This is a genomic window from Neobacillus muris (assembly GCF_943193175.1).
Taxonomy (GTDB): Bacteria; Bacillota; Bacilli; order Bacillales; family Cytobacillaceae; genus Neobacillus; species Neobacillus muris.
In genome coordinates this window covers 244,373-267,649 of record NZ_CALPDF010000002.1, presented here as the reverse complement: position 1 = coordinate 267,649, position 23,277 = coordinate 244,373, and the positions used below count along the sequence as shown (strand labels likewise).

The window sequence follows — 23,277 nt, the reverse complement described above, 5'->3', positions numbered from 1 at the left end:
CATCATATCAAAAAGTTTCCTGATACTCTAATTTTCCTTCCATAAATTTAAAAAAATCGGCCTCCTGAAGATTTGCCGATTTTTTTAAAACATTTCCGATTAATGAATCCTTTGTACTGCCTTCCAAGCGGCGTCCATCCGCCGCTGGACTAGTCTTCCTCAAAAACAAGATCATTGCTCCTCAGTGTCATCAGTTCGTGCTTATCATAACTATTTAGCATTAATAGCCTCATAGCTTGGGTCCGGATGGATTTTTCGATGATATTTCTGATATATCTCCCATTGGAAAAATGATTGGGATTAAGAACCGATTTCACCCAGATTAAATGATCCTTTACCTTTTTTTCAGCTTCCCGGCTAAACATGTATTCTCTTTCTGCCAGCATTTTGCTGGAAATTTCCATTAGTTGGTCAATATTGTAATCAGGGAAATCGATGACTAAAGGGAATCGTGAATGAAGCCCGGGATTGAGAGATAAAAAATAATCCATTTCCCTGGAGTATCCAGCAAGGATCAGGATGAATTCATGCTGTTTATCTTCCATGTGCTTTACTAATGTATCGATGGCTTCCTTCCCAAAATCTTTTTCCCCGCCTCTTCCCAAGGAATAAGCTTCATCAATAAACAGAATCCCTCCTTGGGCCTTTTTTATCAAGTCTCTCGTCTTTTGTGCCGTATGGCCAATGTATTCACCGACCAGGTCGGCGCGCTCCGCCTCTATGAGATGCCCCTTTGAAAGGACATTCATTTTGTGAAATAATTTTCCAATGAGCCTCGCTACCGTTGTTTTGCCAGTCCCAGGATTTCCTTTAAACATCATATGCAGGGCCTGCCTTTTCGCCTTCAGCCCCATCTCTTCCCGCTTTTTATTGACATAGATCCACGCGTAAATTTCCTTTATGGTCCGTTTCATTTCCTCCATTCCCACTAATGCTCCAAGTTCTTCTTCAATATCCTTTAGAGCCGAATGCTCAGGGGAAATAACCTTTGGAGCAACTTGAAAGTCTGGTAACTCTTTCGTTATTGGTTTCTTTTCTTGAGAGCTAAGAACGACTCTTATTTGACCATTGCTCTTCGTACGAATGGGTTGATCCAAAGCTTTCACCTCTCATTCTGCAGACAATTCCCGTATGTTCTTGTTATGGACGGTTTTACTGGATGTCCATAAACAATGAATTGGTAAACTAAAAAATACATATTCTTTCATACTATTTGTATTCACCGTTTGGGCATTTCATTAAAGGTTTTATTCCCGATAAATGAAAAAAGAGCCCCATAAACGGGCTCCGGTTTTTTCAAACTTTTTATTGGTTATCCAAATCAAGCTGGACATTTCTTTGAGGGGCAAATGTGGAAATCGCATGCTTATAAACAAGCTGCTGTTTCCCCTCTGATTCAAAAAGAACCGTAAAATTGTCAAACCCCTTGATTTGGCCTCTTAATTGAAATCCATTTAACAAAAATACAGTTACATTGGTGTTATCCTTACGGCATTGGTTTAAAAATTGGTCCTGAATATTAATGGTCGTTTTCATTTTTGTAAATCCTCCTCTTTTATCTCTACTAATATGTATTCGATTTTACTTGAAGCTTTCCTTCAACATAATGCGAAATTTCATCTATTTTTTTTGAGAAATGATTCACATTTGTTGTATCAAACCATTTTACCTTCATTTTGTTACGAAACCAAGTCAATTGCCTTTTGGCATATCGCCTGGAATTCTGCTTTAGATTGGACACGGCTTCATCAAATGAAACGTGCCCATCCAGATATTCATATATTTCTTTATATCCAATCGCTTGGATGGACTGGCAGCCGCGCAGCCCTTGTTCATATAAATTTATTACCTCCTCCAGCAATCCTTCCGAGAGCATCAACTCAACTCGGGCATTAATCCGCTCATAGAGTTTCTCACGGTCCATTGTCAGCCCGATCATCGCTGCATTGTATAGGAGCTCCAACTGCCCGGCTTGTGCATTCTCGATTTGAGTGTCCTTTCCACCTGACAAATAGTGAATTTCCAATGCACGGATGACTCTTCTTACATTATTTGGATGTATTTTCGCCGCACTCTCTGGATCAATCTCCTTTAATTGCTGGTGCAAGGCCTCGTTTCCAATTTCTTTTGCTTTTTCCTCAAGCCTGCTGCGGAATTCTTGATCTCCCGTAACATCCGGGAATTGATAATCATAAATAACAGATTGTATGTACAACCCAGTACCGCCCACAATAATTGGAAGTTTCCCTTTTTCGGCAATCTCCGTTATTTTTGCCCGGACCAGCTGCTGGAATTCAGCAGCCGAGAAGCTTTCATTCGGTTCCTTAATGTCAATTAAATGATGCGGGATGCCTTCCATTTCATCTGGCTTAATTTTGGCGGTCCCTATGTCCATGCCGCGGTATATTTGCATAGAATCCCCGCTAATGATTTCACCATTAAAACGCTTGGCGAGCTCAATGCTCAATTTCGTCTTTCCAACTGCGGTTGGCCCGATAATGACGATTAATTTTTGGTTTGCATCCAAACTTTTCATACTGCCTTTTCCTTATCTAAAAATTTACACCTACATTGGACTAGTGAGGCTTTTCACTAACCCTCCAGCTTCAGCTAATGTAGATTTGTGTGACCATCTTTATCGTACCACAATTGAAACGCATTTGAACACCAATCAAGTATAGTCAAAATCCTTCTTTTCTATGCGTATATAAGGGAGAGATTTTTGTAGGCCGCTATAATTCCATATCAGGGAAATATTTCTTACATATTTACAAAACGATAACGGTTCTTTTACAAAAGGCTTTTTACCCCCACATTCATGTTAAGCTTATTCGTAGATTATTTTTGAAAAAATAACTCAGATTTTGTCGGTCTTCAGTGAAAAGATTTCAGTTTCCTTTGTCAAATATCCATAATGGGGTATTTTGACAGGCATGATCGAACTAAGAAAATAAGAAATAAGGTGAAATGCATGTTTTCAACATATGATATTGGAATTGATTTAGGTACAGCAAATACATTGGTTTACAGCAAGAATAAAGGGATTGTCGTGAATGAACCATCTGTCGTAGCCATTGACACCGAAACGAAGAAAATTGTCGCCGTCGGTATGGAAGCAAAAGAAATGGTGGGCAAAACCCCTGAAAAAATCATTGCGGTCCGACCGTTAAAGGATGGCGTGATTGCGGATTTTGACATCACTACTGAAATGCTTAAGCACATCATGCGCAAAGCATCGAAAAAAATCGGTCTAGCACTTCGTAAGCCGAACGTTATGGTATGTATCCCATCCGGGTCAACGAGCGTTGAAAGACGAGCAATCCATGATACGGTGAAAAATGCCGGCGCAAAAAAAATCACCTTGATTGAAGAGCCTGTAGCTGCCGCTATAGGGGCAGGGCTCCCAGTCGATGAACCGATTGCCAATGTAGTAGTGGATATTGGCGGAGGGAATACAGAGGTTGCGATCATCTCCTTCGGAGGCGTAGTGGCTTGCCATTCGATTAAAATTGGCGGTGACCGCCTTGACGAAGATATTATTCAATATGTCCGCAAAGAGTATAATGTCTTGATTGGAGAAAGAACGGCTGAGAATGTGAAAATGGAAATCGGCTATGCGCTTGTTGACCACGAGGAACAATTCATGGATGTCCGCGGTCGTGATCTTGTCACAGGTCTGCCTAAAACGATTAAACTATCATCCTATGAAATTCGAAATGCTATCAAAGAAGCGCTGCTTCATGTTTTAGAAGCTGTCCGGGCGACACTGGAGGATTGTCCTGCAGAGCTTAGCGGTGATATTGTCGATCGCGGTGTCATTTTGACAGGCGGCGGAGCCCTCCTAAATGGGATGAAGGACTGGTTGAGCAAAGAAATCTTTGTTCCTGTACAGCTAGCTGACGAGCCTTTGGAATCTGTTGCAATTGGTACAGGAAAATCCGTACCTTATATTCATAAGCTGCCTGCTGCAGTGAATTAAACAGGCATAGAAAAGTCAGGCGAAAGCTTGGCTTTTTCTAGTTTTATATTGGTTAATGGAAATCAGGCCTGGTTTATTTTTAGAGCTAAGTGCCGGTAAACTATCAAATCCGGTTGATTCATGTGCCAGAATGGTTGATAGAGGCTGGAGTTTCTGCCGGTAACCCAGGGAAAAGTGCCGGTAATCAGACAGAATAGGTTGATAAAGCGCCAAATTTAACGGGAATGGCTTTTTGTTTTACCAGATAAACCAGTTTGGATGTCTCTCTGATTCTAGCAGCCATTTTTTTAGGCTCGTTTATAACTAAACGTTGATTTTCTATGCTTGAAAAATAATCGGAAAAATTCCGCCTAAATTAGGAAATATGGGTATTTCCTTAAAAATAAGAGAGTTTTTTCCGTTTATTTTATCCAAAACAATGAATTTTGGCTTATTTAGAGCCGTTAAGCGGAATTTCTCCGCTTATATCTGCTTCTTTAGGCCCCTCTATCTACAATAGACGGAAATTCTCCGCCTATTCATTCTCATACCCACACGAAAATCAACAATGAACCCTAACAGAGACTTTTATTAAATAGTATAAGGAAAGTCCAATTCAATTGCGAATTGGACTTTCTTAACTTTATAGGGAACTCAAATATTACATCACGCGCTTAAACATTTTTTCCATTTCATAAATGGAATAATGTACAATAATCGGCCTTCCATGCGGACAAGTAAAGGGATCAGATGCCTTCCTTAAATCATCCAAAAGCGTTTGGATTTCATCATTACGGAGATGACGGTTTGCTTTGATCGATGCCTTACAGCTCATCATAATCGCAGCCTCTTCACGGAGCTTTTTAATATCCACCTTTTTCATAGAAAGCAATTGTTCAATCATTTCTTCAATGATCTCTTTTTCCTGCCCCTTCGGAAGCAACGTCGGATGGGAACGGACAATAAAACTATTAAGCCCAAATTCCTCCAGGAATACGCCAACCTTCTCCAGTTCATGCTTGTATTCGATGATCTTCAAGTAATCATCCGAGGCATATTCAAAGGTTAATGGCATGAGCATGTCCTGCAATTCCGACTCCACCCTGCCGACCTTTTCACGAAAATATTCATACTTGAGGCGTTCCTGCGCAGCATGCTGGTCGATAATATATAACCCATTTTCATTTTGAGCGAAAATATAGGTGCCATGCATTTGTCCAATCGGATACATTCTTGGCACCCTGCTTTCGCTAGAGCCGCTCCTCTCCTCTGCAGCTTGGAAGGCTGATTCATCCGGAGCTGGAAACTCAGTTGGCTCCTCCTCAGCAGGCACATTATAGTTAGAGAAAGAAAAGGGATTGATTTGATCCCACATCGATCCCTTTTCATTTGCAGCCACTGCCGGCTCCTCGTGTTTCGGTGTAAAACCAAATGGATCCTTCACCTGATTTTCTATGGCAATATCTTTGTTTTGAAAATCAGAAGGGTTGTCCAGATAGGTCTCGGGAAATCTTGGTCTTTCCTTATATACACTGGATGGCAGGGTTCCCTCATCAAGCGGAAGCGCCGTCTGTTCAGACTTTGGCTTTTCCGCTTTAGCTGGTGTATAACCAGAAGGAATTAATACCTTTGATTTAAAGGTGTTTTTTATAACCGTGCTCACCAATTCATTTAGCTCTTGCTCTTTACTAAAACGAACCTCCATTTTCGATGGATGGACGTTGACATCAACCAGCAGCGGATCCATTTCGATATTCAGCAGGACAATCGGGAACCTGCCAATTGGAAGCAAGGTATGATATCCTTCCTGGATCGCCTTCACTAATGGATAATTTTTGATAAATCGGCCGTTAATCATCGTTGATATATAGTTTCTTGAAGCCCGGGTCACTTCCGGCATCGAAACGTATCCGGTAATCTTATAATCCAAGGAAGTCCCGGATATCGGAACCAGCTGCTTGGCAATCGCCAGTCCATAGATGGAGGCAAGCACCTGGCGGACATCGCCGCTGCCGTTGGTTTGCAAAAGCTTCCGTTCGTTATGGATTAACCGGAAAGCGACATCCGGATGAGCCAACGCCAGCCGGTTCACAACATCGGTAATATTCCCGAGTTCCGTGTGGATGGTCTTCATATATTTCAACCTTGCTGGGGTGTTGTAAAATAAATCGGTAATGGTGATATCAGTGCCGCGTCTGCTCGAAGTTTTTTCAAAACTTACCACCTTACCGCCTTCAATCACAACTAGATTTCCCGCACCCTCTCCGGTTGAGGTCTTTAATTCTAGTCTGGAAACAGAGGCGATACTCGGCAAGGCTTCACCACGGAACCCAAGGGTACGGATGCGGAACAAATCGTTTTCATCTTTAATCTTGGATGTGGCATGACGCTGGAAGGCAATTAACACATCCTCCTCTTCAATTCCACTGCCATTATCGGTAATCCGTATCTTCGCAAGTCCCGCTTCCTCTGCTTCAATTTCAATTACGGTACTTCCGGCATCGATTGCATTCTCCACCAATTCTTTAACAACAGAGGCAGGGCGTTCCACAACCTCTCCCGCCGCTATTTTATTTGAAAGAGCATCATCTAATTGAATGATCTTCCCCATGATCCTGCCTCCCTCCATTTATCAGCCTTTAAGCTTTTTTTGCAAGTCGTACAGAATGTTTATAGCTTGCAATGGTGTAATATCCAGTAAATCAAGCTGTTTGATTTTTTCTAACACTTTTCTTTCTTTTCCAGATGGCTCCTGCTTTTTCGGCTGTTGTGGTTCATCAAAAAAGGATAATTGAGCCATTTCTTCGACAGACTTTGGCTGCTCTACTGCTGATTCAGCCGATTTGATCGAAACAGGCACTTCTGATGAATGCTCTAATGCCGTCAAAATTTCATTGGCCCGCTTGATTAATTCCGGCGGCAGTTCTGCCAGCTGGGCGACATGGATACCGTAACTCTTATCAGCTGGACCTTCTTTAATCTTATGAAGAAAGACAACTTTGCCGTTATGTTCAATCGCACTAACATGAACGTTCTTTAACTTAGCCAATTCCTCTTCCAAAACCGTTAGCTCGTGGTAGTGAGTGGAGAACAAGGTCTTAGCTCCAATGCGATTGTGGATGTATTCAATGATCGCCTGGGCTAACGCCATCCCGTCATAGGTGGACGTCCCTCGGCCAATTTCATCAAACAGAATCAAGCTATTTTGTGTGGCATTGGCAATCGCATTTTTAGCCTCCAGCATTTCCACCATAAACGTACTTTGCCCTGAAATCAAATCATCTGCGGCGCCAATCCGGGTAAAGACTTGGTCAAAGATTGGCAGAACGGCTTGTGCGGCTGGCACATAGCAGCCAATCTGTGCCAAAATGGCGGTCAAAGCGATCTGCCGCATATACGTACTTTTACCCGACATATTCGGGCCGGTAATTAACAGAATCTCCCGGCCGCTGTCCATATCACAGTCATTTGGGACATATTCCTGTGAATTTAATACCTTTTCCACAACTGGATGACGGCCGTCTTTGATGACAATCCTTCGATCGTCTGAAAAAATCGGCATCACATAGTGACGGTCTTCACTTACCTTGGCAAAGCTTTGCAGCACATCCAGTTCACTGACGGCTTTGGCCAGATCCTGCAAGCGCGGAATATACTCTTTTACAATTTCACGAATTTCAGTGAACAAGTCATACTCAAGTTCGCCGATTTTTTCTTCTGCTTGTAAAATTAAAGCCTCTTTCTCCTTTAATTCCGGTGTAATAAACCGTTCGGCATTGGTTAAGGTCTGCTTCCGCTCATACCTTCCCTCTTCCAGCAAATGCAGATTGGCACGAGTCACTTCAATATAGTAGCCGAACACACGGTTATAACCGACCTTCAACGATTTGATGCCAGTCTTTTCCCGCTCTTCCCGTTCCAGCTGGGCAATCCAGGTTTTCCCGTTTCGGCTGGCATCGCGGTATTGATCGAGCTGTTCATTGTAACCATCACGGATCATATTGCCTTCTTTTAATGAAAGCGGCGGATTGTCCACTATGGATTGCTCCAATAAATCCGTTACCTCTTCACATGGATCTAACTGTTCCGCCAGGCGATCCATTTCTTCATGGCTCATAGATTGAAGAATTTCTTTGATAAATGGAACCTGCATCAAGGAGCGTTTTAATTGAACTAAATCACGCGCATTGACATTGCCAAAAGCGACACGTCCTGCCAGCCGCTCTAAATCGTAGACTTCCTTCAGTTTTTCCCGCAGGTCTTGCCGCTCAAAATAGCGGCTCATCAAAACCCCCACTAAATGATGGCGCTGCTCGATTTCTTCCCGGTTAATCAACGGGCGGTCAATCCAAGTTTTGAGCATCCTTCCTCCCATTGCCGTCATCGTCTCATCCAGCAGCCAGAGCAAGGACCCTTTCTTCCCCTTCGAGCGGATTGTCTCTGTCAGTTCCAGATTCCGCTTCGAAAAGTAGTCAATTTTTAAAAATTGGGTAATTTGATAGGTCGTGACTGGCTGGAGATGGTCCAGACTTCGTTTTTGGGAGCGGAACAAATAGTTAAATAGTCTTGCAGCGGTTTGCTTTAACTTATCCTGGTTAAGGTTTTCCAGCAAATGGGCAAAGTTCATCTCTATTGAACTATTATCTTCAAAGGAAATCGTAAGAATGTCTCTCTCCCGCATTTTCCTTTGCAGTTCTGCATCGAAATGACTGGCAACAACCACTTCTTTTGCATTTAATACGGCTAACTCATTTAGCACTTCATCAAAATTCTTGCCAAGCAAGGTGACCTTGCTTTCACCGGTTGAAATATCATTATAGGCAAAGCCAAAGGTTTGGTCATCAAATGCCGTAACGGAAGCGATATAGTTATTTTCTTTATCAGCGAGCCCCTTGCCTTCCATCATCGTTCCCGGTGTGATGACTTGAACCACTTCCCGCTTGACGACACCTTTTGCTGTCTTCGGGTCTTCTACCTGTTCACAGATGGCTACTTTGTAGCCTCTGGCTATTAAGGTTTCAATATAGTTCGCCGCTGAATGGTATGGAACCCCGCACATGGGAATGCGTTCATCCAGGCCGCCATCACGGCTTGTTAAGGTGATCTCCAGTTCCTGTGATGCTTTGATGGCATCGTCAAAAAACATTTCATAAAAATCGCCTAAGCGAAAAAATAAAAAGGCATCTTGGTATTCTGCCTTGACTTGTAAGTATTGTTGTACCATAGGAGTATAGGCCATAATTTCCTCCATTGTTCTAATCTTTCGAGTATCTTCGACAAATTATTATAACATACATTCAGCCAACTTGATTAGGCAGATAAATCCTATTCACTTAAAAATCCCTTCACTATCGGCTTTTAGTCCGATGTTTATATTCTTGCCAGTCATGCCCTGCCTTTGGAACTATGCAACATTAGCTTGATTTTAACGATTCTCTTGCTTTTGACAAAAAAGAAGCTTTACTATGAAATTCTATTATTTACTGCTCTATTAGGAGCATCGCAGACTATTATTACGCCTGTGCTGCATTATGATTTTCCTCATTTTCGCTTTTTCCACTTTTTCTTAACCCATTTGATCATGATCTGGGTGCCGCTGGTTTTTCACCTGGGTTAAAGGATACCGGCCGACCATTGGTTCGATTGTCAAACTGTTTGTGTTTTTAAATGTTCTCATGCCTTTTATTTTATTGGTTAACAAATTAGTGAATGGAAACTATATGTTTCTAACCCATAAGCCGTCTAGTGCCAGTTTATTGGATTACTTAGGGCCTTATCCCGCCTATATCGTTTCTATGGAGGTATTGTTAATCATACTCAGTTCAATCATTTGGCTGCTGTTCCGGGAAAAAGTCAATCATGCAGTAAAGGAGCAAAAGGATTTGCCTGTAAAATAATAAAAAATTTTTATTGACCTCCGCCGTTTAACTCTATATAATAAGTAACGTTCCTATTTTAAGTTTAGGATTACATAACATTTTTGTCCCAGTAGCTCAGCAGGATAGAGCAACAGTTTCCTAAACTGTAGGTCGGAGGTTCGAATCCTCTCTGGGACGTACTAAAGCCAGAAAACGCTGTTCTAACGCAATGTAGCCGTTCTATTATTTCCGGTTAATGCATAGTGTAGAATCAGCGCTTTTTTTTGCTGTTTTTCGGCTACGCTGTAGGACATGAAATTTTGTGACTTTAGGACAAGCATCCTTCATTTAAGGAGGAGCGAATACTAATGGGACTTATATTTATTGCACAAAGAGAACATAGAAAATCAATCGAAAACAGATCTTGAAAATCGTATGGATGAAAAATTTGAACGCATGGAAGAAAGATTCGATCGTATTGAATCTAAGCTTAATGGTTTTAGAGTAGAATTGACCGAAACACAGGAAACCGTTGATTATCTTACCCTTAAAAATGCCCAACATGAAAAAAAACTTCGAAATCTACTTGGACAATAATCCCTATATAATTATTTTTACAAAATGCAATTAAAATAATCCTCAAAGAATTCACACTATTAATAGTCTGCCTCTGATTATCATCAAACCCAATAGACATAATCCAATGCTAAGTTGATATTGTATATTTTCACAAAAAAAAGCAGATGACTTGGCTGAACACCGTCATCTGCTTTTAAATTATCTCCTGAAGAACAGCATTTTATGCAAACATCCTACATCAATTGCACTACAAATATCTCGGGCTTAATGAATAAATATTTCTAATTTAAAAAATTTCCCGACAGGACTGAGCTCAAGGCTTTTTATTTTTTTACATAGGGGAATTTTGGTAATAAAAAATAGTGCACCTTCCTCATTTCCCTACATAATAAGTTTCCGTCGGCCCCAGATAACTATTGGCAGGCTTCTTTCCTTCTGGATAAATGACAAGCTTTTCTAAAACAAACCCCGGGCTTACCGCATAAATCCTAAGTGTATTTAATCCTTCATGACAATTGATCCTGCTGCAGTGCTTGTGGATATTATCTAACACCCCAGCTGCCCAGTTATGGTCATCAACACGATACCCTTCCGGAAGCGTATTAACCATTTGAACGCTATCCTCATTCGCTTGTATTCCACAGAATAATGTCCCAGCATTCGTGACCGGATTGGAAGGCTGCAAATATAATTCCAGCTCATAAACTCCAGCCTCATGGACCACGAAATGATATTCCAAATATGGTGCGTCCTCACCCGCTGTAAAATATTCCGTCGTTGGAAAAGCCTTCACAGCAGATAACGTTTTGCCATATCCCTGAAGCACCTGAAATCTATTTACATCTCCCTGCTGATTAGCTGCTTCCTGATTCAGAAAATAATGCTCTGCTTCAATGGAAATATAACCATTGGTCTCGACAAAGGTCCTATCAGGGAATTCACTAAAATCATCCTGCAAAGCGCTTACAATGATAGTGCAGGTACCACACGGCATCTCCACAACAATACTGCCTTCTGACTCTCCATTCATGACACTGCGATCAATCGTTACAGTAATGGTTTCGCTTGTTTTTTCTCTGCCATCTAAGCTGCCGCTCGTCTTCGAACACTTCAGCCACTGATTTTCACAAGTAATCGTAAAATCTGCGGTCCTATCACTAATACTAGAAATGGTAAAGGAAGCTTCCTCCATATCTGGCTGCAGAAAGTCATTTAAATATAATTTATTTATATGCCATGAGCTGCCCTCAGAGTGCTGATCCGTCCCATCCACCGAAACTAGCAGTCTTGGCTTATTGGCAGGCAATACCTGCATCAGGATCGGGTTCTGGCATTCATCTTCATTCCAGCGAATAAAACCGATATGCTCAGAATGTCCCATTCCAAACCATTTGCCATCATCCATCACATGATACTGTTCCACTAGCTCTCGATCTCGTTTCAGGCAGTCGCTGATCTGATCAGCCAATTTGTTTGCTTCCATTTTACCTAACTTGGCATCATAATGATTTTTTCCGGTAAGCAGCCACATCTTCTGCAAATTGAGATTTCCTACTGCAGGATAAAAGACTTGAGAGAAATAAGTTGGCAAATTCTCAGAATCCACAAGCTTATATAGTTCATCCGCCATTTCCAAAAGGTGGTCTATTTGCTCTAAGATCATATCCGTTTCTCTGTAATTCACTGGATGATATACCTCTGCATTCATGGCCTCAGGTCTGCGATTATGGGCAATCTTTGTGTAACCTGTCAGCAGTTCAAATACCTTTTTCAATTCATCTTCTGGGAATACACCTTTAAACTGTGTTTGAATCCATTGCCTTGTATAGATATCGGTCTGATTAATCGCACTGGTTCCCCATTTTTCAAAATCATAAGCTAAATCCAGAAAATATGATAATGGAAATTCCTGCGTAGCAATATCACCAACATTCACAATCCACAGATCCCGAATGCCAAAGTCGTAAGCCATACTCATTTGTTCCCATATCTTAGGTAGGTATGAACTATTGATCCATTCATACGAAATCGGGCCGCCATGATAATCAAAATGATAATACATGCCATACCCGCCTTTATGGCTGCGCATTTCTTTTGTTGGCAAAGTCCTCAGGTTTCCATGATTATCATCACAGAGCATCAGTATAACATCCTCAAGCTCCTCCGAGCCTATCAGCCCTGGTGTATCCTTATCTCCGTAAAAGAAGGGTTCCACCTCTTTATATAGCGCCAACATTCTTGGCACTTCTGAAAGATTGGGATTAACATTGTCCCGTATCAACTGATTTTGTGTCTGTATCACATCCCGAAGCAATTGGATATTGTCAGCCAGTGCAGCCTCTTTACCCATGATTGACGTATCCGCTTCGCCTCGCATGCCAACCGTGATGACGTTTTCAAATTTACCGCTGCGCTTCAGCCCATCTTCCCAGAACCTGGTAATCCCTTCTCTATTCTTGATAAAATTCCAGGCATCTCCATAAATCGAATTCTCTCCACGCAGATATTTATATTCTTCTCCATTACGCAAACAAGGCTCATGATGGGACGCCCCCATTATGACCCCATACTCGTCTGCCAGTTCTGCATTTGCCAATCCCGGCCCATCTTCACTGAAACGAGCTGACCACATGGCAGGCCATAGGTAATTTCCTTTCAATCTTAGCAGCAATTCAAAAACGTGGTCATACATTTCTGCATTAAAGCCGCCAAAATTCTGCATCGTCCAGCTGCCAAAGGCAGGCCATTCATCATTGATAAAAAAGCCGCGGTAACGGACTGATGGCTCTTTCGAAATATATTTCAAGTCTCCGCTCAAGGAAATAGATTCTTTTCGCTGCGGCTTCACATTGGCCCAATCCACCAGCGGAGATACCCCTAGCAGCTCTGATAAATGAAACAGGCCGTAGATGGTACCGCGTTTATCACTTCCCGCGATGACCAATGCTTTTTCAACACCTTCAAATGGATGGTCAATCACTTGAAATAAAAATACTTCTCTCTTTCCTGTAATCACTGACAGATCAATCATCTTTTTCTCTTCAAGTTCAAGAAGCATTGGGCTGTGATCCACCGTTCCATATAAAACTGCATTCTGTCCAAGCTGCATTCTGTCCAAGGTGGCTTGTGGAGCATTTCCGAAAACCAGTTCAACATCATGCATAACCTTTTTGGCTATTTTTTTCACGCCGCTTAAAGCTTCATTTTCTTCATAAAATAATGAACCTGGTATTGATGGATAAGCTTCTGCAGCCGCTGCATTGTTTAACATTTCTTGATTAATGACAAATTCCATAAACAATTCCTTTCTACAAATCTAGTTTGAATAATCACTATATGCATTTCCTCTATAAAGTCTATACAATCAATATCTTTTATAGGAAGAAGCTTCGCCCGCCCTAATTGAAACCGATTACAACTACTAGTGTAGTAGTAGTTTATTCTAGTTGAATTTTCTGCTAATCACCTATTGACTGTATAAACAAATAATAACATATTCTACTTTTTATATACTGCTATAATGGATTAAAAATTCTAAAGTATGCCCAATCACACAAACAAAAGCTGCTCAATCCTTTGAGCAGCTTATTAAGTTGTCATGGTTAGCCTAAAATAATGACTTCTGTTTCTAACTCAACACCAAATTTTTGTTTTACAGTTTCTTGTATAACCTTGATCAAATCTGTGTAATCCTTTGAACTCGCATTGTCCACATTCACTATAAACCCTGCGTGTTTAACTGAAACTTCTGCACCGCCAATTCTTAATCCTTGAAGACCGCTGTCTTGAATTAACTTTCCAGCAAAATAACCAGCTGGACGCTTGAAGACACTTCCACATGAAGGATATTCTAAAGGCTGCTTCTTTTCTCTAGCCAATCTATACTTTTCCATCTTCTCCTTTATTACTTCATAACGGGATTTTTCAAGCTGGAATTCGGCTTCTAACACAATAAACTTTTTATCTGAAATGATACTATTTCTGTAGCCAAATAATAGCTCCTGCTTTGATAGCAAAAGAAGATGACCGTCTCCATCCATTACCCAGGCATTCGTTAATGCATCCGAAATTTGGCCGCCATACGCTCCTGCGTTCATATATACGGCACCACCAACAGTTCCTGGGATACCACTAGCAAATTCGAGCCCCGTTAACTCATTTCTTAATGCTGCTTCCGTTACATGTTTAAGGTATGCTCCAGCTTGGAGAGATAGGGTCTGATTCACCACTTTAATGGCTTTCATTTTCATAAGACTAATCGTTATACCTCGTATCCCGCCATCTTTAACGATAAGATTGGATCCATTCCCAATGATCGTTACAGGAATATCGCACTCTTTTGCTGTTTGTAGAATTACTTTCATCTCATCGAAATTAGTTGGTGTTAGAAAAATATCAGCAGGTCCTCCTAATCTTGTATACGTATAATTCTTAATGGACTCTGAAACCTTAATATTTTCGACGGGAAGAATTTGTTGTAACCTATTTATCCATTTTTGTGAACCGCTCATCAGTCTCATTCCTCTTTTAGTCATTATAAGAAGCCTGATTCCCTGCCATCCTGCATTCCAACATGCAAAAAGCATGATTATTTCGTTGTACCAAAAATAATCATGCCCGTTTATTGAAATCTTTATATGGATCAAATGGGATTCTATTATTTCATTTTCAAATAAAGAGCATATCTACTTAATAAACCTATTAGTATATAAAGTATATATATATCATTTCGTAACTATAAGCAAATGATATGCCCATTACGTGAACCTCTCTTGCTTTGAGGGTATCTGAAGCTATGATAACGGTTGGAGCCTTTGAAGCGGGGGAAACCTGGTTTCTTTTCCCCTTTTGAGAGTCTTTGATAGAAGGACTGAAAGGCTTTATCAAGACGCTCAACCACATTTTGGAGAACTTGCGAATGGACGGTTTTAAATTCTGGACAAGCGGCTTTCAATGGAGGCAGTTCTTTCTTTTGGCTGTAATAAGAGAGGGATTTCCCATCCTTTTTATAGGCAATGATCCGCTGTTCCAAACAAGCGTTATACAACCTTCTGCAATACACAAGGGTTTCGTCGATTTTTTGTCGTTGGTCTTTGGTGGGTTCGATGCGAAATTTATAGGTACGCATCATAACTTAGCCGCCTTTCTTTTGATTTTCGATATACTTTTTGATGGCCTCTTCAGAAATCGACCCAACGGTTTCAAGATAGAAACTTCCATTCCAAAGATGCCCTCCCCATAGTTGCCTTTTCAGTTCAGGATATTTCATGAACAGCTTGCGCGCGGAGATCCCTTTTAGCATTTTAACGATATATGATGGAGCTACTTTTGGATGAGCAGTGGCAAATACATGGATGTGGTCCCCTTCATCCACTTCTGCCAAAACCACTTCAAATCCCTTCTCCTTTCCTATTTCCTGAAATAGTGCCTTTAGGTCATTTTCAATTTCAGCTGTCAGTACCTTCTTACGATATTTTACGACCAAACGATGTGATAGTTGACATTATATACACAAGTACGTGCATGTTTTATATTTGTTTTATTCATACATATAGTATATCAAAAACATCCTGTTATTAAGAATATTAGTAATTTTATTTAACAACATATAGTATTTAAAAATAATAAAATCACCTGAGGTTTTTTCAAGAGGGCGGACTATCATCTCTCCATTGAAATGGAGAGATGATAGTCCACGTTTTCTAAATATAGAAGATTGCCTTTTATATCCTTAAAAATCATAGGCAGCTTCTTTTTCTTCTCGAAGTTTTGTATAAGTTTCTGTTAGCAGGACAGTATCTTCTACTAGACGATCAATACGGAAGAAGACATCATCATTAACAATTTCTTTCTTATAGAAATCCTTCTCTTCAATGAATACATAGGTCTGAACAATTTGCCCTTTCATATAAGACAAAATAGGCTTTAACTGCTGTTCAGCCACCAAAAAATGCTTCGATGAGCCTGCAGTTACAAGCATACTTATCACTTTATCGCGAAATGCGTTAACTGGCAGCAAATCAAAAATGTTTTTTAATGTAGCTGGAATGGATGCCTGAAATATTGGTGTTCCAATTACTATGGCATCTGCTTCCATTATCGTTTTTGTTACGAATCCTGTATCACCTTCATACTCCATGTAATTACGTCCATCACTGAACTGCAGGCTATAGTCTGCCAGATCGATAAGGGTGAATTCCGCTTCAGGATATTTCTCGGCGATCTCCTTCGAAACGTAATTCATGGCGGTTCTTGTTTTTGATCCCACAATGGAACCAGATAATCCAACAATTTTCATGACGCTCCTCCTATTTTTTTGCGGTATATTTTCTAATGGCTGGTAAAATTTCCGTTCCGATTAGTTCAATATTCTTCACTAATTTTTCAAATGGCACACCACCGAAATCCATTTGCGCGATGTACCGTTGATGCCCATAGAGTTCATACTGATAAAGAATTTTTTCAATGATTTGTTGTGGACTGCCGACGTTCATGATATTCCGTGGATCAGCACCCTGAGCCCACATTTGTTTTGCAAATCCTTGCCCATTGGTTACCTTCATTCCCTCATTGATATAAGGATAATATTCCCGCAATGCTTCTTGCGTTGTTTCAGCTGCATAGAAAAATCCAGCTGTGGCTACGGGCAGCTCAGATGGGTCAAAGCCGCGAAGTCTTGCTGCTTCACGATAAGCATCAATGGTCCGCTTAAAAACGGAAGCAGGCCCGCCTAAATGAGCCATGAACATTGGGACACCTGCATATCCAGCCTTGATGGCACTAGCTGGTGAACCGCCCACGGCACGCCAAATGGGCAGAGATCCATTTAGAGGGCGCGGCAGGACCTTTGCGTTCCTTAAGGAAGCACGGTATTCCCCGCTCCAATTCACCACTTCTTCTTCGTTTATTTTCAGTAAGAGTTCAAACTTTTCTTCAAACAATTCTTCATAATCACGGAGATTATACCCAAGCAATTCAAAAAGTCCCACTCTTGATGCACGGCCGGCAATGATTTCCGTACGGCCGCCTGAAATCAAATCCATCGTGGCAAAATCCTCATAAACCCGAACTGGATCAGAGGTACTTATAATCGTAGAGGAACTTCCAATTTTGATTTTACTTGTCGCCTGAGCAATAGCTGATAAGACAACCGTGTGCGCCTGTGTGGCAAAGTACTCCTGGTGGCTTTCACCGACACTAAAAAAGTCAATTCCTGCTTCTTCAGCAAGCTTAGCCAACTCAATAATTTCATTAATCCGCTGCTGAGCTGAAATGCGTTTTCCAGTATTGGGATCTGGGATATGGTCCCCTAATGTATAAAGTCCGAATTCAAGACCTTTGTTTGGGTCGATTCGATATTTTTCCATCTATTTCACCTATCCTATTTACGTTTTTTAAATGATTTAAACAGACAATGTAATTATTACTCTTAGTCTCGACTTTATGAAGTACGCACTTAAAAGTGGTATAGTATAAAAAAGGATACTAAGGAGGAAATATAAATGGAAATTGAGCCGCAGTTGTGCCGTGTGGAAGATGCATTAGGGATATTGGTTGGCAAGTGGAAACCCATTATTTTATTGTATCTGTTAAAAAATGGCACTCAACGATTTAGCGAACTCAAAACTAATATTCCCGGGATTACGCAAAAAATGCTGACGAACCAGCTGCGTGAATTAGAAGAAGAGGATATTATACGTCGGGTCGTTTATCCAGTGGTTCCCCCAAAAGTTGAATATTCAATCACTGATTATGGCAGGACCTTAGAGCCGATTTTAAATGCAATGCATAATTGGGGAGAAAAACACCTATTGCATAAACAACAAAAAATGAGCCAGAACAGAGAAATGCTCAAATAAGCTGCCTATTTAAGGAATAAACAATAAAACGCTATGGATCACATTTTACAGTTCATGTGGTCCATAGCGTTTTTCATTCCTTTCTCAGGCCGTATTATTTGCCCTTTTTCTGGCCCTTAAGAATTTGACTACATTCAAGACAATCGTTTTCGAAACGGCATAGGTTGGCACACCCAAAACCATTCCGAGTATACCTGCCAAATTTCCTGCTGCTAATAAAATAATGATAATCGTTGCAGGGTGGGTATCTAACGTCTTGCCAAGAATCATGGGTGACAACAAGTTCCCTTCGATTTGCTGGGCAATTAAGATGACCAGCACGACAAGCAACGCTTTTGTCGGTGAATCAAAAAGGGCAATCAGGACGGCCGGTGCACCTCCCAAAAATGGGCCAACATAGGGGATAATGTTGGTTAGGGCAACCAAAAGAGCAAGCACAAGTGCATAGGGCATATCAATAATCAAGTAACCTATAAACGACAACAACCCGACCGCCAGTGCAACCGTTACTTGCCCTTGGATATAAGCCGAAAGGGTCTCCCCCGTTTCTTTTAATATTGAGAGCCCTTCCTCCCTGTACTCTGACGGAATAAACTTGCTGACAGCCAGAGGAAATTTCTTCCCATCCTTAAACATGTAAAATAGCAAAAACGGTACTGTAACGAGAATAACCGCGATATTGGCAATGACGCCGATGATATTGCCAAGTCCTCGTGTAATATTATCCGGCAGGGTATTGGCAAATTCGATCAGCCTTTTTTGAACCGTTTCAATCAAATTATTTTGTTCGTCTATAAACCGCTTGAATTCGGAGGATTTAGACAAATCCTCCACAAAATTCATGGTTTTATCTGCGTAATCCGGTATTTCATTCGCAAGAGAAGTGACCTGCTTCGTAATAGCAGGCACGAGATTGCCAATTGCCAATACCAGAACTCCTGCAACGACTACATAAATAATCAGGATTGCTATCACTCGAGGGACTTTTCGCCGCTCGAGAAAATTAACTATTGGATTCAGCATGAAAAACAGGAATCCGGTGATGAGAATCGGGAAAAAGATGGTTGAGAAAAAGATGCCAATTGGTTGAAATAAAAAGGAAATCTTACTTGATACATAAATGATTGATACAATCAATAAAATCTGAATCAGCCAGAATTGCAATTTCGACTTTGACAATGCACGTACCTCATATTCTTTTTCGGATTTTTTATAGTAAAAGTATATCAAACCCATGGATTCAGGTACAATCATTTCCTATGGCTTCAAGTGATTTGGCTGATTTTGTTTAGATAAAATGATTTCAAAGCAGATAAATTCCGAACAAAATAAGGATTGCTCTAATAGTATGGAACTAGTAAGTTAAAGGCTTTAGGAGTGGTTAGATGGGAGCAATAAACGGAAAGGAATATATAAACCGAATCGATCAGTTACAAACCGAAATCTGGCTGGATGGAAAGCGAATTACAGGAAAAATCTCCGAACATCCTGCATTTAAAGGCATGATCCAAACAAAAGCTTCCCTTTATGAGTTACAGCATAATCCACTGTTTCAAGACAAGCTAACCTTCCCTTCTCCAGAATCAGGGAATCCTGTTGGACTTTCTTACTTACAGCCCAGAACAAAGGATGAGTTAATAAAACGGCGGGAAATGATGGAAATATGGGCAAGGCACACCCATGGATTATTAGGCAGGAGTCCAGACTATATGAACAGTGCCCTAATGGCCTTCGCCTCTTCGGCTAAGTCATTGAATAACAAGGAAAATAGTTTCCCTGAAAATATCGAATCACTCTATAAAAGGGCAAGAGAATATGACCTCTCCTTTACCCATACCTTTATCACACCACAAGTGAATCGGTCCCAGTTTTATTTTGAGAACTCAAAGGAACCGATTGCTGCAAGGATGGTGGGCCAAAATGAGAATGGGATTATCATAAAAGGAGCACGTCTTTTAGCGACGCAAGGCGGTTTGACCGATGAGGTGCTGGTCTTTTTCACTGGCGGTGAGACAGATGAGAGGAATGCCTTTGCATTTTCCCTCCCTTCAGACACACCTGGTTTAAAGTTTATTTGCAGAGAGTCTTTTGTTGGCGGGGAGTCTTCGTTTAATTACCCGCTGAGTTCCCATTATGAGGAAATGGACACGATTCTGGTGTTTGACCATGTATTGGTCCCGTGGGAGCGGGTCTTTTTTTACAACAATATTGATGCAGCCGATATGTTTATGCTTCAAAGCTCCTTTCATTCGTTTGCTTTTCATCAGGTAATTACCAGGCAGATTGTTAAGACAGAGTTCATTCTTGGAATTGCAGAGCTATTAGTTGATACGATCAATGTCAGCGGATATCCGCATATTCAGGAAAAACTTTCAGAAATGATTATCGGCCTTGAAACAATGAGGGCGCTTCTTGCAAAATCAGAGGAGGGCGCTAAGGCCGATGAATCGGGAATTTTTAGGCCAAGTACCATTCCACTTCAGGTTGCCAGCAACGTATATCCGAGAATTTATCCAAGATTTGTGGAGATCATTCAGCTAATCGGGGCAAGCGGAATGGTATCACTGCCCTCTGAAAAAGACTTTGCTTCCAGCATTAGAGGAGATTTGGACCAGTATCTGCAAGCTGCCAGCCGGAATGCAGAGGATCGGGTGAAAATTTTCCGGCTGGCCTGGGATTTGACTATGAGCCCATTTGGCACAAGACAAACCCAATATGAAAGATATTTTTTTGGTGATCCCATTCGATTATCCAGCTTTTTATACCAATCCTATCCAAAAGAAAAATATAGAGATTTGGCCACTGATTTCTTAAAACTAAATCCTTAGTTTACTTGATCAATGCCCATTCTCCTGCCTCCATACGCTTCCATTGGGCTCCAACTAAATCGGGAGCCCGATGGTTTCAGGATTTCCCTTTATGATAATCTTGTAAGCAGCGGACGTTTGTTCTGCCATGTTACCATGACAGGCATCCCGAAGTAATCGGAAAGCCGTTCATTACTTAACATGTCGCTTGTTTTGCCTGAAGCGATAACTTGTCCCTCTTTTAATAACAACGTTTTATTAAACTCCGGCAAGATTTCCTCCACATGGTGCGTGACATAAATGATAGAAGGAGGATTGGACTGCTTAGCAATCCTGGAGATGGATTCCAGCAGCTTTTCTCGTGCAATAAAATCCAATCCATTTGTCGGCTCATCCAGAATCAGAAGCGCCGGGTCTGCCATTAATGCCCGGGCAATCAGTACCCGTTGCTTTTCCCCTTGAGACAACGTTTCATAGTTTTGGTTGGCATATTCGATACAGCCCAGGTCTTCAAGCAGCCTAATTGCTTTTTGCCGCATTTCATCTGTCGGAACTTCATATAACCCAATTGTTGCAAAGGCGCCGCTTAAAACAACCTCAAAGGCATTATCTCCCGAATGAAGTTTCCCTTGGAGCGAGGAAGAAACAAATCCGATTTGCCTGCGGAGTTTTTCTCCCAAATAGGTTTTGCCAAATTCCATGCCCAATACCGACACTTGCCCTTTGGTTGGAAAGTAATAGGCATTGAGCACGTTTAAAATCGCTGTTTTGCCGGAACCGTTCAATCCGAAAAGCACCCAATTTTCCCCCGGTTCAATTGTCCAATTAACTTCCCGCAAAATCGGCTTTCCATCTCTTACCAACGAGACGTTTTCTAGTTGTACAATCATTTTCTAACCCCTTGCTTTCTTGTCATTAATGATAGATTCATTTTATTATAGTATCAAAATTTTCAGAAAACACAAGCACTCTGTTCCTCTTCCTTAAGAAAAAATAGAGGCCCGAAACAGCAAGCCTCTATTAGATACTGGATTATTCAATTAAAATAGGTTCTTTAATGCCTCTCGATTAATCAGATTTGGCGGCATTTTCCCTTGCAGGCCGCTTACTAGATTTTCAGCAGCTAACATCGCCATCTCTAACCGTGTTTCATGTGTGGCTGATCCGATATGCGGAAGTGCCACCACATTATCCATGGACAAAAGCTTATTGCCCGGGCTGACTGGCTCCTGCTCAAATACATCTAGTCCTGCCCCGAGGATTTCTTTATTTTCAAGCGCACGGATTAAGGCCTGTTCATCAACGGTTGCTCCTCGGGAAGCATTGATGAAAATGGCAGTGCTTTTCATCTGCTTAAATTCTTTTTCCCCAATAAGTTTAACAGTTTGCGGGGTAAGCGGCGTTAAAAGGCACATGAAATCCGACTGTTGGCACAACTCTTCTAGTGAACAGTAGACTGCATTTACCATTTGCTCCGCTTCTGTATGACGGGAGCGGTTATGATAAAGAATAGGCATGTCAAAACCAAAATGGGCCCTTTTGGCCACGGCGGTGCCAATTCCGCCCATCCCGATAATTCCCAGCACTTTATGATGGACATTGTTTCCATACAGATTAACCCCATCTTCTACTTTCCAGTTTCCTGTTTTTACATGCTGATCCAATTCAGGGATTCTTCTTGCCACAGCAAGAATTAACCCCATTACCGTGTCAGCGACTGTATCGTTTAGAACCCCTGGGGTATTAGTTGCCATAACATTTCGTTTGTTCAGTTCCAGAAGATTTAAATTATCATATCCAACCGAAATATTACTGACAATTTTCAGTTGGGGTGCCCGGTTCAATAACGCTGAATCTATTTTTAATCCAGCTGTCAGCAAGCCATGTGCATCCCCCAGCTCTTGATAAAAGTTTGGGAGTGTTTGGGCATCCAACTTATCAAAATTGATTACATGATAAGATTCGCTTAGAAAACTCAATACCTTTGGACTGACTTTATTGTAAGCAACAACAATTTTTGGTTTCATGTGCAGCAAACCCCTTTCTTCCATTTCAGTCTCATGATTTTTCATTTATGTACGAATTCTATTTTATAATTGTCCTATCGATAATACAGCCCTTTTCCAAAAATAATTTTTTGATTATTTCCACTTTAGTTACCTAAAGCAATAAAAATGTGTTACTATTCTAATAAATAAAAAATTGGGAGTGTTATC

Annotated in this window: 20 protein-coding genes, 1 tRNA gene and 1 pseudogene; 7 read left to right on the top strand and 15 right to left on the bottom strand. The window is 41.0% G+C overall.

Annotated features, from left to right (window positions below; translation table 11 throughout):
• Positions 1-7: 7 nt before the first annotated feature.
• From NFS43_RS02690 to miaA, 4 genes are all read right to left on the bottom strand, one after another.
• On the bottom strand, positions 8-169 hold the full coding sequence (locus NFS43_RS02690; RefSeq protein ID WP_251549219.1) for a hypothetical protein: 162 nt from the start codon (positions 167-169) through the stop codon (positions 8-10).
• Positions 150-1,097, bottom strand: coding sequence for a stage V sporulation protein K (gene spoVK / locus NFS43_RS02685; RefSeq protein WP_251549218.1), 948 nt, complete (start codon positions 1,095-1,097; stop codon positions 150-152). Before spoVK ends, NFS43_RS02690 begins: the two co-directional genes overlap by 20 nt.
• 208 nt (positions 1,098-1,305) lie before the next feature.
• Positions 1,306-1,536, bottom strand: coding sequence for an RNA chaperone Hfq (gene hfq, locus NFS43_RS02680; RefSeq protein WP_042456596.1), 231 nt, complete (start codon positions 1,534-1,536; stop codon positions 1,306-1,308).
• A gap of 28 nt (positions 1,537-1,564) precedes the next feature.
• The gene (gene miaA / locus NFS43_RS02675) at positions 1,565-2,536 is read right to left on the bottom strand and encodes a tRNA (adenosine(37)-N6)-dimethylallyltransferase MiaA (RefSeq protein ID WP_251549217.1); all 972 of its coding nucleotides are present in this window, start codon (positions 2,534-2,536) and stop codon (positions 1,565-1,567) included.
• 435 nt (positions 2,537-2,971) lie between these two features.
• On the opposite strand from miaA, the gene mreBH reads away from it, so the two are divergent.
• Positions 2,972-3,979, top strand: a complete 1,008-nt coding sequence (mreBH, locus tag NFS43_RS02670) for a rod-share determining protein MreBH (RefSeq protein ID WP_251549216.1) — start codon at positions 2,972-2,974, stop codon at positions 3,977-3,979.
• A gap of 640 nt (positions 3,980-4,619) precedes the next feature.
• Here mreBH and mutL read toward each other — a convergent pair.
• Positions 4,620-6,569, bottom strand: coding sequence for a DNA mismatch repair endonuclease MutL (gene mutL, locus NFS43_RS02665; protein ID WP_251549215.1), 1,950 nt, complete (start codon positions 6,567-6,569; stop codon positions 4,620-4,622).
• A gap of 21 nt (positions 6,570-6,590) precedes the next feature.
• Positions 6,591-9,200: a DNA mismatch repair protein MutS gene (mutS, locus tag NFS43_RS02660; RefSeq protein WP_251549253.1), complete on the bottom strand. Its 2,610-nt coding sequence runs from the start codon at positions 9,198-9,200 to the stop codon at positions 6,591-6,593.
• A 156-nt stretch (positions 9,201-9,356) separates the two neighbouring features.
• Here mutS and NFS43_RS24645 point away from each other — a divergent pair, with 156 nt between their 5' ends.
• The 4 genes from NFS43_RS24645 (at position 9,357) to NFS43_RS02640 (ending at position 10,413) form a co-directional block, all read left to right on the top strand.
• Positions 9,357-9,575, top strand: coding sequence for a TMEM164 family acyltransferase (locus tag NFS43_RS24645; RefSeq protein WP_478354346.1), 219 nt, complete (start codon positions 9,357-9,359; stop codon positions 9,573-9,575).
• Positions 9,576-9,615: 40 nt separating this feature from the next.
• A complete protein-coding gene (locus tag NFS43_RS02650; RefSeq protein ID WP_251549213.1) occupies positions 9,616-9,855 on the top strand; it encodes a TMEM164 family acyltransferase in 240 nt (79 codons plus the stop codon).
• 85 nt (positions 9,856-9,940) lie between these two features.
• Positions 9,941-10,014 (top strand) — tRNA-Arg (locus NFS43_RS02645).
• A gap of 186 nt (positions 10,015-10,200) precedes the next feature.
• Positions 10,201-10,413, top strand: coding sequence for a hypothetical protein (locus NFS43_RS02640; protein WP_251549212.1), 213 nt, complete (start codon positions 10,201-10,203; stop codon positions 10,411-10,413).
• A 355-nt stretch (positions 10,414-10,768) separates the two neighbouring features.
• On the opposite strand, the gene NFS43_RS02635 is transcribed toward NFS43_RS02640, so the two are convergent.
• From NFS43_RS02635 to NFS43_RS02610, 6 genes and pseudogenes are all read right to left on the bottom strand, one after another.
• Positions 10,769-13,690: a glycosyl hydrolase 115 family protein gene (locus NFS43_RS02635; protein WP_251549211.1), complete on the bottom strand. Its 2,922-nt coding sequence runs from the start codon at positions 13,688-13,690 to the stop codon at positions 10,769-10,771.
• A 307-nt stretch (positions 13,691-13,997) separates the two neighbouring features.
• Positions 13,998-14,906, bottom strand: a complete 909-nt coding sequence (gene murB / locus NFS43_RS02630) for a UDP-N-acetylmuramate dehydrogenase (protein ID WP_251549210.1) — start codon at positions 14,904-14,906, stop codon at positions 13,998-14,000.
• 224 nt (positions 14,907-15,130) lie between these two features.
• Positions 15,131-15,526 carry an RNA-guided endonuclease InsQ/TnpB family protein gene (locus tag NFS43_RS02625; protein WP_251549209.1) on the bottom strand — a complete coding sequence of 132 codons (396 nt, stop codon included), beginning with the start codon at positions 15,524-15,526 and terminating at the stop codon, positions 15,131-15,133.
• Between the two features lie 3 nt (positions 15,527-15,529).
• Positions 15,530-15,942, bottom strand: a pseudogene (gene tnpA / locus NFS43_RS02620) (IS200/IS605 family transposase).
• A 184-nt stretch (positions 15,943-16,126) separates the two neighbouring features.
• Positions 16,127-16,693, bottom strand: coding sequence for an NADPH-dependent FMN reductase (locus NFS43_RS02615; protein ID WP_251549208.1), 567 nt, complete (start codon positions 16,691-16,693; stop codon positions 16,127-16,129).
• 10 nt (positions 16,694-16,703) lie between these two features.
• Positions 16,704-17,762 carry an LLM class flavin-dependent oxidoreductase gene (locus NFS43_RS02610; RefSeq protein WP_251549207.1) on the bottom strand — a complete coding sequence of 353 codons (1,059 nt, stop codon included), beginning with the start codon at positions 17,760-17,762 and terminating at the stop codon, positions 16,704-16,706.
• A 135-nt stretch (positions 17,763-17,897) separates the two neighbouring features.
• Here NFS43_RS02610 and NFS43_RS02605 point away from each other — a divergent pair, with 135 nt between their 5' ends.
• Entirely contained in the window at positions 17,898-18,254 is a 357-nt protein-coding gene (locus NFS43_RS02605) for a winged helix-turn-helix transcriptional regulator (RefSeq protein ID WP_251549206.1), read from the top strand.
• 84 nt (positions 18,255-18,338) lie between these two features.
• Here NFS43_RS02605 and NFS43_RS02600 read toward each other — a convergent pair whose 3' ends face one another.
• Positions 18,339-19,433, bottom strand: coding sequence for an AI-2E family transporter (locus NFS43_RS02600; RefSeq protein ID WP_251549205.1), 1,095 nt, complete (start codon positions 19,431-19,433; stop codon positions 18,339-18,341).
• 206 nt (positions 19,434-19,639) lie between these two features.
• On the opposite strand from NFS43_RS02600, the gene hpaB reads away from it, so the two are divergent.
• Positions 19,640-21,082, top strand: a complete 1,443-nt coding sequence (hpaB, locus tag NFS43_RS02595) for a 4-hydroxyphenylacetate 3-monooxygenase, oxygenase component (protein WP_251549204.1) — start codon at positions 19,640-19,642, stop codon at positions 21,080-21,082.
• A gap of 89 nt (positions 21,083-21,171) precedes the next feature.
• On the opposite strand, the gene NFS43_RS02590 is transcribed toward hpaB, so the two are convergent.
• Both NFS43_RS02590 and NFS43_RS02585 read right to left on the bottom strand, forming a co-directional pair.
• Positions 21,172-21,951, bottom strand: coding sequence for an ABC transporter ATP-binding protein (locus NFS43_RS02590; protein WP_251549203.1), 780 nt, complete (start codon positions 21,949-21,951; stop codon positions 21,172-21,174).
• 150 nt (positions 21,952-22,101) lie between these two features.
• A complete protein-coding gene (locus NFS43_RS02585) occupies positions 22,102-23,088 on the bottom strand; it encodes a 2-hydroxyacid dehydrogenase (RefSeq protein WP_251549202.1) in 987 nt (328 codons plus the stop codon).
• Between the last annotated feature and the right edge of the window lie 189 nt (positions 23,089-23,277).